This window comes from Streptomyces sp. NBC_00670 (assembly GCF_036226765.1).
Classification (GTDB): domain Bacteria; phylum Actinomycetota; class Actinomycetes; order Streptomycetales; family Streptomycetaceae; genus Streptomyces.
On the sequence record NZ_CP109017.1, the window covers coordinates 6,071,442 to 6,085,623 of the forward strand.

General features: G+C 73.2%; 12 protein-coding genes. 8 read left to right on the forward strand and 4 right to left on the reverse strand.

Annotation, left to right across the window (positions count from 1 at the left end; genetic code table 11):
* Window positions 1-5: 5 nt before the first annotated feature.
* Window positions 6-2,537 (reverse strand): ATP-dependent Clp protease ATP-binding subunit, encoded by a 2,532-nt coding sequence (locus OIE12_RS26870; RefSeq protein WP_329139595.1) that lies wholly within the window; start codon window positions 2,535-2,537, stop codon window positions 6-8.
* Between the two features lie 276 nt (window positions 2,538-2,813).
* Here OIE12_RS26870 and OIE12_RS26875 point away from each other — a divergent pair, with 276 nt between their 5' ends.
* From OIE12_RS26875 to OIE12_RS26890, 4 genes are read left to right on the forward strand one after another with little or no spacing between them, the layout of a single operon-like run.
* A complete protein-coding gene (locus tag OIE12_RS26875) occupies window positions 2,814-3,656 on the forward strand; it encodes a nitrilase-related carbon-nitrogen hydrolase (RefSeq protein WP_329139597.1) in 843 nt (280 codons plus the stop codon).
* Window positions 3,653-4,939 (forward strand): aspartate aminotransferase family protein, encoded by a 1,287-nt coding sequence (locus tag OIE12_RS26880; RefSeq protein WP_329139599.1) that lies wholly within the window; start codon window positions 3,653-3,655, stop codon window positions 4,937-4,939. The genes OIE12_RS26875 and OIE12_RS26880 overlap by 4 nt, the downstream gene beginning before the upstream one ends.
* Window positions 4,940-4,974: 35 nt before the next feature.
* The gene (hydA, locus tag OIE12_RS26885) at window positions 4,975-6,381 is read left to right on the forward strand and encodes a dihydropyrimidinase (RefSeq protein ID WP_329139601.1); all 1,407 of its coding nucleotides are present in this window, start codon (window positions 4,975-4,977) and stop codon (window positions 6,379-6,381) included.
* A 55-nt stretch (window positions 6,382-6,436) separates the two neighbouring features.
* Window positions 6,437-7,462 carry a TIGR03842 family LLM class F420-dependent oxidoreductase gene (locus OIE12_RS26890; protein WP_329142245.1) on the forward strand — a complete coding sequence of 342 codons (1,026 nt, stop codon included), beginning with the start codon at window positions 6,437-6,439 and terminating at the stop codon, window positions 7,460-7,462.
* 20 nt (window positions 7,463-7,482) lie between these two features.
* Here OIE12_RS26890 and OIE12_RS26895 read toward each other — a convergent pair whose 3' ends face one another.
* Window positions 7,483-8,175, reverse strand: coding sequence for a hypothetical protein (locus OIE12_RS26895; protein ID WP_329139603.1), 693 nt, complete (start codon window positions 8,173-8,175; stop codon window positions 7,483-7,485).
* 234 nt (window positions 8,176-8,409) lie between these two features.
* Between OIE12_RS26895 and OIE12_RS26900 the strand changes: the two genes are divergently transcribed.
* On the forward strand, window positions 8,410-9,066 hold the full coding sequence (locus tag OIE12_RS26900) for a DUF4232 domain-containing protein (RefSeq protein ID WP_329139605.1): 657 nt from the start codon (window positions 8,410-8,412) through the stop codon (window positions 9,064-9,066).
* 25 nt (window positions 9,067-9,091) lie between these two features.
* Here the strand turns inward: OIE12_RS26900 and OIE12_RS26905 are convergent, their stop codons facing one another.
* Together OIE12_RS26905 and OIE12_RS26910 are read right to left on the reverse strand one after the other, a co-directional pair.
* Entirely contained in the window at window positions 9,092-9,358 is a 267-nt protein-coding gene (locus OIE12_RS26905) for a DUF6480 family protein (protein ID WP_329139607.1), read from the reverse strand.
* A gap of 35 nt (window positions 9,359-9,393) precedes the next feature.
* Window positions 9,394-9,588 carry a DUF2795 domain-containing protein gene (locus tag OIE12_RS26910; protein ID WP_329139608.1) on the reverse strand — a complete coding sequence of 65 codons (195 nt, stop codon included), beginning with the start codon at window positions 9,586-9,588 and terminating at the stop codon, window positions 9,394-9,396.
* Between the two features lie 175 nt (window positions 9,589-9,763).
* On the opposite strand from OIE12_RS26910, the gene OIE12_RS26915 reads away from it, so the two are divergent.
* The 3 genes from OIE12_RS26915 to OIE12_RS26925 all read left to right on the forward strand — a co-directional run bounded on the left by OIE12_RS26915 (window position 9,764) and on the right by OIE12_RS26925 (window position 14,146).
* Entirely contained in the window at window positions 9,764-11,623 is a 1,860-nt protein-coding gene (locus OIE12_RS26915) for a gamma-glutamyltransferase family protein (RefSeq protein WP_329139610.1), read from the forward strand.
* A gap of 153 nt (window positions 11,624-11,776) precedes the next feature.
* Window positions 11,777-12,634 (forward strand): inositol monophosphatase family protein, encoded by an 858-nt coding sequence (locus OIE12_RS26920; protein WP_329139612.1) that lies wholly within the window; start codon window positions 11,777-11,779, stop codon window positions 12,632-12,634.
* Between the two features lie 102 nt (window positions 12,635-12,736).
* Complete coding sequence (locus tag OIE12_RS26925; protein WP_329139614.1) at window positions 12,737-14,146, forward strand: phytoene desaturase family protein; 1,410 nt, start codon at window positions 12,737-12,739, stop codon at window positions 14,144-14,146.
* Window positions 14,147-14,182 lie beyond the last annotated feature (36 nt).

Consider the following 14,182-nt stretch of genomic DNA (forward strand, 5'->3'; position numbering starts at 1 on the left):
CCCGCTCACCTCTCCGCGTCGAACACCAGCTCCCCTCCCTCCACATCCACCCGCACCCGATGCCCCGCCGTCACCCTCCCGTCCAGGAGGAAGCGCGACAATTCGTTGTCGACCTCCCGCTGGATCGTGCGCCGCAGCGGCCGCGCCCCGTACTCCGGCTGGTAACCACGCCGGGCCAGCAGGTCGACGGCCGCGTCGGTGAAGTCGACGTCGATGTCCTGCGCCCGCAGCCGCCGCCGGGTCTGATCGAGCAGCAGGTCGGTGACGCGGCGGAGCTGCTCCTCGGTGAGCTGCCGGAAGACGACGACCTCGTCGATCCGGTTGAGGAACTCCGGCCGGAAGTGCTCGCGCAGCGGCCGCAGGATCTGCTCCCGCCGCGCCTCCTCGGCGGCCTCCGTGCCGCCCGCCGTGAAGCCGAGCCCGGCGCCGCGCCGGGTGATGGCCTCCGAGCCGAGGTTGCTGGTCATCACGATGACGGTGTGGGAGAAGTCGACCGTGCGGCCCTGGGAGTCGGTGAGCCGGCCGTCGTCGAGCACCTGGAGCAGGATGTTGAAGACGTCCGGGTGCGCCTTCTCCACCTCGTCGAGCAGCAGCAGCGAGTACGGGTGGCGCCGTACGACCTCGGTGAGCTGCCCGGCCTCCTCGTGGCCGACGTAACCGGGCGGGGCGCCGACCAGCCGGCTGACGGTGTGCCGCTCCTGGTACTCGCTCATGTCCAGGCGCACCATCCGCTCCTCGCTGCCGAACAGCGCCTCCGCGAGCGCTCGGGCCAGCTCGGTCTTGCCGACGCCGGTCGGGCCGAGGAAGAGGAAGCTGCCGATGGGCCGGTCGGGACTGGCGAGTCCGGCCCGGGAGCGCAGGACGGCCTCGGAGACCGCGCGGACCGCCTCGTCCTGCCCGACCACCCGCTCGTGCAGATGCCGCTCCAGGCCGAGCAGCCGGTCCTTCTCCTCCTGGGTGAGGCTGGCGACGGGGATGCCGGTCTGCCGGGAGACGACCTCCGCGATGGCCTCGGTGGTGACCTCCAGGTGCTGTCCGTCGTCGACGGCCTGCTCCTGGCTCCCGTCGCCGATGCGCTCCTTCAGCTCCGCGATGCGGTCGCGCAGCTGGGTGGCCTGCTCGTACTGCTCGTCGGCGACCGCCTGGTCCTTGTCCCGGACCAGTTGCTCCAGCTCGCGCTCCAGGGCGCGGGCGTCGGTGCCCTTGGTGCGCGAGCGCAGCCGCACCCGGGCACCGGCCTGGTCCATGAGGTCGATCGCCTTGTCGGGCAGGTGCCGGTCGGTGAGATAGCGGTCGGACAGCTCGACGGCGGCGACCAGCGCCTCGTCGGTGTAGCGGACCTGGTGGTGGGCCTCGTAGCGGTCACGCAGCCCGCGCAGGATCTCGACGGCGTCGGGCACGGACGGCTCGGGCACCAGGATCGGCTGGAAGCGGCGGGCGAGCGCCGCGTCCTTCTCGATGCGCCGGAACTCCTCCAGCGTCGTGGCGCCGACGATGTGCAGTTCGCCGCGGGCCAGGGCGGGCTTGAGGATGTTGCCGGCGTCCATCGAGCCGCCCTCGCCGCCGCCCCCGGCGCCCACCACGGTGTGCAACTCGTCGATGAAGACGACGAGCTGGTCGGAGTGGGTGCGGACCTCGTCGACGATGGTGTTGAGCCGTTCCTCGAAGTCGCCCCGGTAGCGGGTTCCGGCCACCACGCCGGTGAGGTCGAGGGCGACCACCCGGCGGCCGAGCAGGATGTCCGGCACGTCGCCCTCGGCGATGCGCTGGGCGAGCCCCTCCACGATGGCGGTCTTGCCGACGCCCGCGTCGCCGATGAGCACCGGGTTGTTCTTGCCGCGCCGGGAGAGCACCTCGATCGTCTGCTCGATCTCCTCGTCGCGTCCGATCACCGGGTCGACGCGGCCCTGGCGGGCGAGGTCGGTGAGATCGCGGCCGTACTTGTCCAGGGTGGGGGTGCCGGTGCTGCCCCGGGGCCGCTCGGGGCGGGCCTGCGCGGCGGCCTCCGGCGCCTCGGCCGGCAGCGGGCCGCCGGGACCGCCGAACCGCAGCGAATTGAGGATGTGCCCGGCGGCGGAGTCCGGGTTGGCGGCGAGCGCGCTGAGTACGTGCTCGGGCCCGATGTAGCCGGCGCCGCTCGCCCGGGCCATGTCGTGCGCGTCGAGGAGGGCGCGCTTGACCGCCGGGGTCAGGGCGACGGAGGTGGGCGGCGGGCCCTCGCCGGGGCCGTGGGCGGGGCCGGAGCGCTCGTCGATCTCCGTGGCCAGGTTGTCGGGGTCGGCACCGGCGCGGCTGAGCATGCGCCGGGTCGGTTCGACCGCGAGCGCGGCGCGGAGCAGGTGCTGGGTGTCCAGGTCACGGCTGCCGTGCTCGGCGGCGTAGGTGGCGGCCCCCGCGACCAGCTCCCGGGCCGGCTGGCTGAGCAGCCGCCCGATGTCGATCTGCCGGGGGCCGGGGCGGGCACCGCCGAAGAAGCGGGCGAAGAACTCTGCGAAGGGGTCCGAACCGAAGCCCTCCGGGGTGAAGCCGCTGGTCATGGCCTTCCGTTCCCTGGCTTCCCGGTCGGTGCGGGGACGCCATAGCTCTGGGTGCGGGTGCGCACGGCGAGTGCCCTTGCGCTCCGCTGTTATGCATGGGGCGCCCAGGGGGGAGGGGGTTCCTGTGGGTGTGCGGGTGCGGGTTGGGGTGGGTTGCTCGCGCAGTTCCCCGCGCCCCTCTGGGGCGCGGTGTCTTGGCACGGCGGCCCCGGAGGCCTACCGTCGTCGTTCCGTGGTCGTGTCTACGGGCGTAGAGGGTCTGTGGAGGTGTGGCACATGGCTCATGTCGTGCGGGCGGCGTTGGTGCAGGCGAGCTGGACCGGGGACACCGAATCCATGATCGTCAAGCATGAGGAGCACGCCCGGGAGGCCGCCCGGCAGGGGGCCCGGGTGATCGGGTTCCAGGAGGTGTTCAACGCGCCGTACTTCTGCCAGGTGCAGGAGCCGGAGCACTACCGCTGGGCGGAACCCGTGCCGGACGGGCCGACCGTCACCCGGATGCGGGCGCTCGCGCGCGAGACCGGGATGGTGCTCGTCGTGCCCGTGTTCGAGGTCGAGCAGTCTGGGTTCTACTACAACACCGCCGCCGTGATCGACGCCGACGGCAGCTACCTCGGCAAGTACCGCAAGCACCACATCCCCCAGGTCGAGGGGTTCTGGGAGAAGTACTACTTCCGGCCCGGCAACGCCGGCTGGCCCGTGTTCGACACCGCCGTCGGCAGGGTCGGCGTCTACATCTGCTACGACCGGCACTTCCCCGAGGGCTGGCGGCAACTCGGTCTGAACGGTGCCCAGTTGGTCTACAACCCGTCCGCCACCCACCGCGGCCTCTCCGCGTACCTGTGGCAGTTGGAGCAGCCCGCGGCGGCCGCCGCCAACGCGTACTTCGTCGCCGCGATCAACCGCGTCGGCCAGGAGGAGTACGGCGACAACGACTTCTACGGCACCTCCTACTTCGTCGACCCGCGCGGACAGCTCGTCGGCGGGGCCGCCAGTGACACCGAGGAGCAACTGCTCGTCCGCGACCTCGACTTCGGGCAGATCGACGCGGTACGGCAACAATGGGCGTTCTACCGCGACCGCCGCCCCGACGCGTACGAAGGACTGGTGCAGCCGTGACCGACGACCTCCACGCCCGCCACCGTGCCGTACTCCCCGAGTGGCTGGCCCTCTACTACGACACCCCGCTGGAGATCACCCACGGCGAGGGCAGGCACGTCTGGGACGCCGAGGGCACCAAGTACCTCGACTTCTTCGGCGGCATCCTCACCACCATGACCGCGCACGCCCTGCCCGAGGTCACCAAGGCGGTGAGCGAGCAGGCCGGCCGCATCCTGCACTCCTCCACCCTCTACCTCAACCGCCCGATGGTCGAACTCGCCGAGAAGATCGCCGAGTTGAGCGGCATCCCGGACGCCCGGGTCTTCTTCACCACCTCCGGCACCGAGGCCAACGACACCGCGCTGCTGCTCGCGACCACCTACCGGCGCAGCAACACCCTGCTGGCGATGCGCAACAGCTACCACGGCCGCTCCTTCTCCACGGTCGGCATCACCGGCAACCGCGGCTGGTCGCCCACCTCCCTCTCGCCGCTCCAGACGCTCTACGTCCACGGCGGTGTCCGCACCCGCGGCCCCTACGCGCACCTGGGCGACGCCGAGTTCGTCGCGGCCTGCGTCGAGGACCTGAAGGACCTGCTCGGCCACACCCGCCCGCCGGCCGCGCTGATCGCCGAACCGGTGCAGGGCGTCGGCGGCTTCACCTCCCCGCCCGACGGGCTGTACGCGGCCTTCCGCAAGGTGCTGCGCGAGCGCGGCGTCCTGTGGATCGCCGACGAGGTGCAGACCGGCTGGGGCCGCACCGGCGACCACTTCTGGGGCTGGCAGGCGCACGCCGAGAACGGCCCGCCGGACATGGTGACCTTCGCCAAGGGCATCGGCAACGGCATGTCCATCGGCGGCGTGGTGGCCCGCGCCGAGATCATGAACTGCCTCGACGCCAACAGCATCTCCACCTTCGGCGGCACCCAGATCACCATGGCGGCCGGCCTTGCCAACCTCTCCTACCTGCTGGAACACGACCTCCAGGGCAACGCCCGGCGGGTGGGCGGGCGGCTCCTGGAACGGCTGCGAGAGGGCACCGCGGACAACCCGGCCGTACGGGAGGTGCGCGGACGCGGACTGATGATCGGCGTCGAACTCGTCCGCCCCGGCACCGACGAGGCGGACCCGGCCGCCGCGGCCGCCGTACTGGAGGCCGCACGCGAGGGCGGACTCCTCATCGGCAAGGGCGGCGGCCACAGCACCAGCGCCCTGCGCATCGCCCCGCCCCTGACCCTCACCGCCGCCGAGGCGGAGGAGGGCGCCGACATCCTTCTGCGCGCGCTGCGGAGCGCCCACTAGCCGTACCGGAACAGGGACAGGGAGAGGCAGGCAGCATGAGCAGCCGTACCGTCGTCCGTGGCGGCCTCGTCGTCACCGCCTCCGACGAACTCCACGCCGACGTCCTGATCGAGGACGGCCGTATCGCCGCCCTCGCCACCACCGGCACCCCGGCCGCCGAGGCGTTCACCGCCGAGCGCACCCTCGACGCCACCGGCAAGTACGTCATCCCGGGCGGCGTCGACGGCCACACCCACATGGAGATGCCCTTCGGCGGCACCTACGCCTCCGACACCTTCGAGACCGGCACCCGGGCCGCCGCCTGGGGCGGCACCACCACCATCGTCGACTTCGCCATCCAGAGCGTCGGCGGCACCCTGCGCGAGGGCCTGGACGCCTGGCACGCCAAGGCGGAGGGCAACTGCGCGATCGACTACGGCTTCCACATGATCGTCTCGGACGTCAACGACGCGACGCTCAAGGAGATGGACCGCCTCGTCGACCACGACGGCGTGACCTCGTTCAAGCAGTTCATGGCCTACCCGGGGGTCTTCTACTCCGACGACGGCCAGATCCTGCGCGCCATGCAGCGCGCCGCCGGAAACGGCGGGCTCATCATGATGCACGCCGAGAACGGCATCGCCATCGACGTCCTCGTCGAGCAGGCCCTCGCCCGCGGCGACACCGACCCCCGCTTCCACGGCGAGGTCCGCAAGGCCCTCCTGGAGGCCGAGGCCACCCACCGCGCCATCCGGCTCGCGCAGGTCGCCGGGGCGCCCCTGTACGTCGTGCACGTCTCGGCGCGGGAGGCGCTCGCCGAACTGGCCAGGGCCCGCGACGACGGGCTGCCCGTCTTCGGCGAGACCTGCCCGCAGTATCTGTTCCTGTCCACCGACAACCTCGCCGAGCCGGACTTCGAGGGCGCCAAGTACGTGTGCAGCACCCCGCTGCGCCCGCGCGAGCACCAGGCGGCGCTGTGGAGGGGGCTGCGCACCAACGACCTCCAGGTCGTCTCCACCGACCACTGCCCGTTCTGCTTCACCGGGCAGAAGGAGCTGGGCCGCGGCGACTTCTCGAAGATCCCCAACGGGCTGCCGGGGGTGGAGAACCGCATGGACCTCCTCCACCAGGCCGTCGTCGACGGGCACCTCTCCCGCCGCCGCTGGATCGAGCTCGCCTGCGCCACCCCGGCCCGCATGTTCGGCCTCTACCCGAGGAAGGGCACGCTCGCCCCCGGCTCCGACGCCGACCTCGTCGTCTACGACCCGGGCGCCGAGCAGGTCCTCTCCGCCGCGAGCCACCACATGAACGTCGACTACTCGGCGTACGAGGGGCGGCGGATCACCGGCCGGGTCGAGACCGTGCTCTCGCGGGGCGAACCGGTCGTCACGGCGGGGGAGTTCACCGGCCGCGCGGGCCACGGCAGATACCTCCCGCGCGCCACCTGTCAGTACCTCGGCTGACGGCCGCCGTCGGCGACCCGGACCCTTCCAGGAGTGGCGCATGGATGACGGACGCATGGACTTCGGACTCGTCCTGCAGACCGACCCGCCCGCCTCGCGCGTCGTCGACCTGATGCGGCGCGCCGAGCGCAACGGCTTCACGTACGGCTGGACCTTCGACTCGGCCGTGCTCTGGCAGGAACCGTTCGTCATCCACAGCCAGATCCTGGCGCACACCGACACCCTGACCGTCGGTCCGATGGTCACCAACCCCGGCACCCGCACCTGGGAGGTGACCGCCTCCACCTTCGCCACCCTCAACGACATGTTCGGCAACCGCACGGTGTGCGGGATCGGCCGCGGCGACTCCGCGATGCGTGTCGCGGGCCGTAAGCCCCACACCCTGGCCCGGATCAGCGCGGCGATGAAGGTGATCCGGGCCCTGGCACGGGGCGAGGAGGCCGACCTCGGCGGCGGCACGGTCGTCCGGTTCCCGTGGGTCCGGCCGGGGGCTCAGCTCCCGGTGTGGATGGCCGCGTACGGGCCGAAGGCGCTGCGGATGGCGGGGGAGGAGGCCGACGGGTTCATCCTCCAGCTCGCCGACCCCTACCTCACCGCCTCCATGGTGCGCACCGTGAAGGACGCCGCCGCGGCGGCCGGGCGCGACCCCGGCGAGGTGACGGTGTGCGTCGCCGCCCCCGCGTACGTCACCGCCGACGACTCGCCCGAGGCGCTCGCCCACGCGCGGGAACAGTGCCGGTGGTTCGGCGGCATGGTCGGCAACCACGTCGCCGACCTCGTCGCCCGCTACGGGGAGCACTCCGCCGCCGTGCCCGACGCGCTCACCGACTACATCAAGTCCCGCGAGGGCTACGACTACTCCCACCACGGCCGTGCCGACAACCCGGACACCGCGTTCGTGCCGGACGACATCGTCGACCGGTTCTGCGTCCTCGGCCCAGCGCAGGCACACATCGAGAAACTCCGCGCCCTGCGGGACCTGGGCGTCGACCAGTTCGCGCTCTACGACATGCACGACGCCCAGGAAGACGTCATCGACGCGTACGGGACCACGGTGATCCCCGCCGTCAACGCGGGCTGAAACGGGGCGGATCGGGGCCGTCAGCCCTTCCCCAGCGCCGCCACCGCCTCCTTGGCCGCCTTGATCGCACCCTTGTTGATCTCGTCCGTGCCCGGCGCCTTCTTCGACTCGAAGTCGCTGCCGTTGTAGGTGACGACCACCAGCGCGTTGGACACCCGGGCCAGCACCACGCCCTCGCGGGTCTGCTGCTTCTTGTCGGTGGTGAGGTTGACGACGGAGTAGCCCTGGTCACCGAGTCCGGGCACCGCGCCGCCGCCGCTCTTCTCCTTCGTACGGTCCTCGTACGCCGTCTGCGCGGCCTTCACCGAGTCCGCGATCTCGAAGGAGACGTCGAGCCAGCGGTAGTCGAAGCCCTTGAGGGCGTTCCAGGAGCAGGTGCGGCGCACCGCCTCGTCCGTGGACGGAATCTCCTTGCCGGCCGTCTTGGCGCCCGGCACAAGGGACTTGACGGTCTTCTCGGCGATGCTGTCGCAGGCCGCGGGCGCCGCGTCGTACGCCTTGGCCGCGGGGGAGGCGGACGAGCCGGAGCCGTCGCCGTCCTTCTTCCCGGCCGAACTCCCGGCGTCCGGCGACCGCTCCGCGGCGGAATGGCCGGAGTCCGAGTCGGACGCGGAGGCGAGGGGGCCGGAGGACAGTGCCCAGCCCGCCGAGGCGAGCACGGCGACCGGCAGCAGTCGCGCGGTGAGCGCGAGGGGCAGGGGAAGTGAGCGCACGGGCACTTCTCGTGGGGGAGGGTGCGGAAAGGGTCCGCACTGCGGACGGGAGGCACAGTCTCACACGACTCCCTGTGCGGGGAAAGGCCGAACTCGCTCCGTGCCTGTGCGGTCACTGTGACCGACCGCGGGCCCGCCGTTTCCGGTCACCGTGGCCGACGACCGGCGTGCTACCGCCGGTTACCGCGACCGGCCGTGGGCCCGCCGATCCGGGCCGCGTGGCATGATCACGTCGTGACCGTTCACCGCCGTCTCCGCAGCGCCGCCGGACTCCTCGTCGTCTCCCTGCTGGCCGTCGGCTGCGGGCTGTCGGCGGAGCTGGACCGGGAGAGCGATCCCGACCGCCGCCCGGACGCGGCACCGGCGACGACCCCGGCGGTGCCCGCCGTGACCCCCGGCGAGGTGCGGACCGGCGCCCTGCCGGGCGAGCCGACGCGTTCGCCGACACCCACCAGCACCGCCTGCCCCGCCTCCGGCGTGCGCATCGAGCCGGGGCTCGTCGACGCGGCCATGGGGTTGCGCGGGATGACCGTACGGCTGACCAACTGCGGCAAGGCGGTCCACCGGCTCGGCGGCTACCCCGTCCTCACCGTGCTCGACGCGGACCACGAACCCCTCGACGACGTGAAGGTATTGAAGGGGCCGGGGGAGATCACCACGCTCGACGACCCCGGACCGCATCCCGTCGCCCTGGCCCGCGGCGAGTCCGCCACCACCTCGCTGGTGTGGCGCAACACCGTCACCGACCCCACCACCACCGCCGTCAACGCCCCCTATCTGCGGATCGCCCCCGTCAAGGGCGCCGCCACCACGGTGCTGACCGTCGACGGCGGCCTGGACCTCGGCAACACGGGACGGCTCGGCACCACGGCCTGGAAGAAGGCCGGCTGACCCGGCGCACCCGGGCCGCGGGTGCTCAGACCCCGATCGCGTAGCCGATGAACCCGGCGGCGAACAGCAGCACCAGCAGCAGAATGATCGCCAGCGGTGCCTTGGCCCAGCCGCGCGGCGGGTTGTACTCGGTGTCACGGGGCAGTGTTCCCGAGATGCCGTCCTCGGCCGGCGGGGTCTCGCCCGGCGGAACGAGACCGGCGGTGTCCACCCCCCGGCCGGTGGGCCCCGGATCGGACACCCGGCGGGCGGACCCCGGCTCGGAGGAGGAGTTGCCGTACTGCATGGACATGAGAGGCCCCTGTCGGTCGGACCCGGACGCGCGGGTCAGTCGGAACCGAAAACGGTGCGGCTGACCTTGTTCGGGCCGTCGAATTCGTCCTTGCCGTGTGCCGCGAGCGCGTCCACGAGCGCGCTCGCGGCCCCGTTGTCCCGGGCCAGCCGTGCCAGGTCCTCGCCGGTGGCCGGGTAATCGGCGCCCTTGAGGGCCTGCTGGAGATCGACCGGGCTCAGTTTCGCCATCCGCGGCTCATTCCTTCCCGCCGCTCGTGCCGGCTGCTTGTGTCGGTGGGGCTCCTCGTCCGGCGGGGGGCTCCGGTAGGTGGTGGGACGTTACGCAGTACCCCTGGGCACGCGGGCCATGCAGGACCCCCGGAATTCCCCGGTACCCCCGTCATCAGTGAGGTGTTCGAACCGCATGTTCACGACCCGGCCCACCCTCCAGGGCACCTTCGGCATGGTGTCCTCCACCCACTGGATCGCCTCCGGCTGCGCCATGGCCGTACTGGAGGACGGCGGCAACGCCTTCGACGCGGCCGTTGCCGCCGGTTTCGTCCTGCACGTCGTCGAACCGCACCTCAACGGGCCCGCCGGGGAGCTCCCGGCGCTCGTCGCCCCGGCCGGGGGCCCGGTACGGGTGCTGTGCGGCCAGGGCGTCGCCCCCGCCGGCGCCACGATCGCCCACTACCGCTCCCTCGGCCTGGACCTCGTCCCCGGCACCGGGTCGCTGGCCGCCGCCGTGCCCGGTGCCTTCGACGCCTGGATGCTGCTCCTGCGCGACCACGGCACCAAGCCGCTCGCCGACGTCCTCAAGTACGCCATCGGGTACGCCGAACACGGGCACGCCCCCGTCGAGCGCGTCGGCGGGACCGTGGAGACCGTACGGGAGCTGTTCGAGACGGAGTGGACCTCCTCGGCCGCCGTGTACCTGCCGGCCGGCGAGCCGCCGCGCCCCGGCCGGCTCTTCCGCAACCCCGCCCTCGCCGCCACCTGGAAACGGCTGCTCGCCGAGGTCGCCGGGGCGGGCGGCCGGGAGGCGGAGATCGACGCGGCGCGCGAGGTGTGGCGCACCGGGTTCGTCGCCGAGGCACTGGTGCGGCAGTCCGCGCGGCCCACCCTGGACACCAGCGGCACGCACCACACCGGGACGCTCACCGCGGCCGACCTCGCCGCCTGGTCCGCCACGTGGGAGCGGCCCGCGACGTACGACTGGAACGGCTGGACCGTGTGCAAGGCCGGACCCTGGAGCCAGGGCCCGGTACTGCTCCAGCAGCTCGCCCTGCTCCCGCCCGAACTGCCGCCGTACGCCTCCGCGGACTACGTCCACCTCCTCGTCGAGGGCTGCAAGCTCGCCATGGCCGACCGCGAGGCCTGGTACGGCGACGCCGCCGCCGTCCCCCTGGAGGAGCTGCTGTCCGCCCCGTACAACGCGCAGCGGCGGGCCCTGATCGGGGCGGCGGCCTCGTACGAGCTGCGACCGGGCGCGCCCGGCGGGCGGACGCCCCGGCTGAGCCGGTACGCGCTCGGTCTCGCCTCCGCCGAGTCGGGTTACGACGCGCTCGGCGTGGGCGAGCCGACCGTCGCCAAGAGCCCGTTGTCGCCGGTGCCGGGTGAACCGGCGGGGGCGGGCGCGGGCGCGGACGGGGAGCCGACGGTGGCCGGTGACGGTTCGACCCGGGGCGACACCTGCCATCTCGACGTCGTCGACCGCTGGGGCAACATGATCGCGGCCACCCCCAGCGGCGGCTGGCTGCAGTCCAACCCGGTCGTGCCCGAACTGGGGTTCCCGCTCGGCACCCGGCTGCAGATGACCTGGCTCGACGAGGGACTGCCGGGCTCCCTCACTCCGGGGCGCCGCCCGCGCACCACGCTCAGCCCGTCGCTGGCGCTGCGCGGCGGGGTGCCGGTCATGGCGTTCGGGACGCCCGGCGGCGACCAGCAGGACCAGTGGGGGACCCACTTCTTCCTCGCCGTGGCGCTGCGCGGCCGGATACGCGGCGGCCTCGACCTCCAGGGCGCGATCGACGCCCCCAACTGGCACAACGACAGCTTCCCCGGCTCCTTCTTCCCGCGCGGGATGCGGCCCGGCGCGCTCACCGTCGAGTCGCGCACGGACCCGGCGGTCGTCGCGGAGCTGCGGCGGCGCGGGCACGACGTGCTGGTGGGCCAGGCGTGGTCGGAGGGCCGGCTGAGCGCGGTCGCCCGGGACCCGGAGACCGGCGTGCTCTCCGCGGCGGCCAACCCGCGGGGGATGCAGGGGTACGCGGCGGGACGCTGAGGGAGAGCGACGGAGCCGGGGGCGGGGCCCGTGCCGACGGCACACGCGGGGCGGGCGGCGCCGGGTGCCCCGCACGCCCGGAATTCACCCCGATTCCGCCCGCTGTGCACCGGGCGGGACGGGAATGTCAGTGGCGCGTGCTCTCATGGAGCCATGATCGAGAGCACCTACCTCAGCACGGGAACCATCGACGAGTTCCTCACCCGGCACGCCGACGACGTCGAGGCGGCGGTCCGCAGGGCGGCCGCCACCGAGATCATGCCGCGCTTCCGCCGCCTGGAGGCCCGCGAGGTCGACGAGAAGACCGGCCCGCACGACCTGGTCACCGACGCCGACCGCAATGCCGAGGCGTATCTCACCGAGGAGCTGGCCCGGCTGCTGCCCGGCTCCGTGGTGGTGGGCGAGGAGGCGGTCCACGCCGACCCGCGCGTGTACGAGGCGATACGCGGCCAGGCCCCGGTGTGGATAGTCGACCCGGTGGACGGCACCCGCCAGTTCGTCCACGGGGACACCGGCTTCTGCACGCTGGTCGCGCTGGCCCGGGGCGGCGAACTCCTCGCCTCCTGGACGTACGCGCCCGCCCGCGAGCAGTTCGCCACCGCGCTGCGTGGCCGGGGCGCGTTCCTCGACGGCACTCGGCTGCACGCCGGCTCCCCGGAGCCGGCCGCCGGCCTGGAGGTGGCCACCTCGCACCCCGACTACACCACCGACGCGCAGAAGGAGGCGCTGCTCGGCCTGCGCACCGAAGGCGTCCGGCCGCGGCCCTGCGGGTCGGCGGGCCTGGAGTACCTGGCGGTGGCCCGCGGCGAGCTGGACGCCACGGCGTTCACGTGGGAGGCCGCCTGGGACCACGCGGCCGGGCTGCTCCTGGTCGAGGAGGCGGGCGGCGCCCACCTCACGCGCGCCGGCGTGCCGTTCCGTATCACCGGCGGCAACGCCCTGCCGTTCAGCACCGCGCGCGACGGCGCCACGGCCCGCAGGGTGGTGGAACTGCTGGGCGGCGCCCGGTGAGCGGGGCCGCCCGTCCACCCGCGCCCCGGCGCCGTCGGAGGTGCGGCATATCCTGATGCCTCAGTGGCCGTCGGCCGGCGAAGGAGTCCGAAGGTGCCGTCAATGCTCGATGCGGTCGTGGTGGGAGCGGGGCCGAATGGACTGACGGCCGCCGTGGAGCTGGCCCGCCGGGGGTTCTCGGTGGCCGTGTTCGAGGCCAAGGAGACCGTCGGCGGGGGAGCGCGCACCGAGGAGCTGACCCTCCCCGGCTTCCGGCACGACCCCTGTTCCGCCGCCCATCCGCTCGGCATCAACTCGCCCGCGTTCCGGGCGCTGCCCCTGGAACGGCACGGCCTGGAGTGGCTCCAGCCGGAGCTGCCCATGGCGCACCCGTTCCCGGACGGCACGGCGGCCGTCCTCGCCCGGAGTGTCGCCGAGACGGCCGCCTCCTTCGGTCCGCGTGACGCGGGCACCTACCGCAGGCTCGTCGCCCCGTTCCTCGACAAGTGGGACACCCTGGCGAAGGACTTCATGTCGCTGCCGGCCACCGCGCTGCCCCGCGACCCGGTCACCCTCGCCCGGTTCGGCCTGGTCGGACTGCCCCCGTCCACCTGGCTGCTGCGCCGCTTCCGCGACGAGCGGGCCAAGGGTCTGTTCGCCGGGCTCGTCGCCCATGTCATGGCACCCCTCGGCGGCTTCGCCACCTCCGCCGTCGGCCTGGTCTTCGCCCTGGCCGCGCACGCCCGGGGCTGGCCCGTCGCCCGCGGCGGCTCCCAGGCCATCTCCGACGCGCTCGCCGGGTACCTCACCGCACTCGGCGGCACCCTGCACACCGACTACGAGGTCAAGCGGCTCGACGACCTCCCGCCGGCCCGCGCCTACGTCTTCGACACCTCGCCCACCGCGCTGGCCCGCATCGCCGGACTCGGCCGGACGTACGACAACTACCGCTACGGCCCCGGCGTCTTCAAGATCGACTACGCGCTGGACGGCCTGGTGCCCTGGACCGCGAAGGAGGCGCGCACCGCCGGCACCGTGCAGATCGGCCCCACCAGCGACGACATCGGCACCGCCCTGCACGCCGCCGCCCGTACGGGCCGTGCCCCCGACGCGCCCTTCCTCATCACCGTGCAGCCCGGCGTCGTCGACCCCACCCGGGCGCCCGAGGGCAAACAGGTCTTCTGGGCCTACGGCCATGTGCCGAACGGCTGGACGGGCGACCTCACCGACGCGATCGAACGCCAACTGGAGCGGTTCGCCCCCGGCTTCCGGGACCGGGTGCTGGCCCGCGCCACCGCCGGGCCGCCCGAACTGGCCGTGCGCAACGCCAACTACGTGGGCGGCGACATCGCCACCGGCTCCGTCGCCGGACTCCAGCTGCTGCTGCGCCCCAAGCTGTCCCTGTTCCCGTACGCCACCCCGCACCCGGCCGTCTACCTCTGCTCCTCGGCGACCCCACCGGGCCCCGGCGTGCACGGCATGTCCGGCCACAACGCGGCGAAGGCGGTGTGGCGCCGGCTGCGCCAGACCTGACCGTGCCGGTCCCGTCGTCCACCATCCCGCACACCT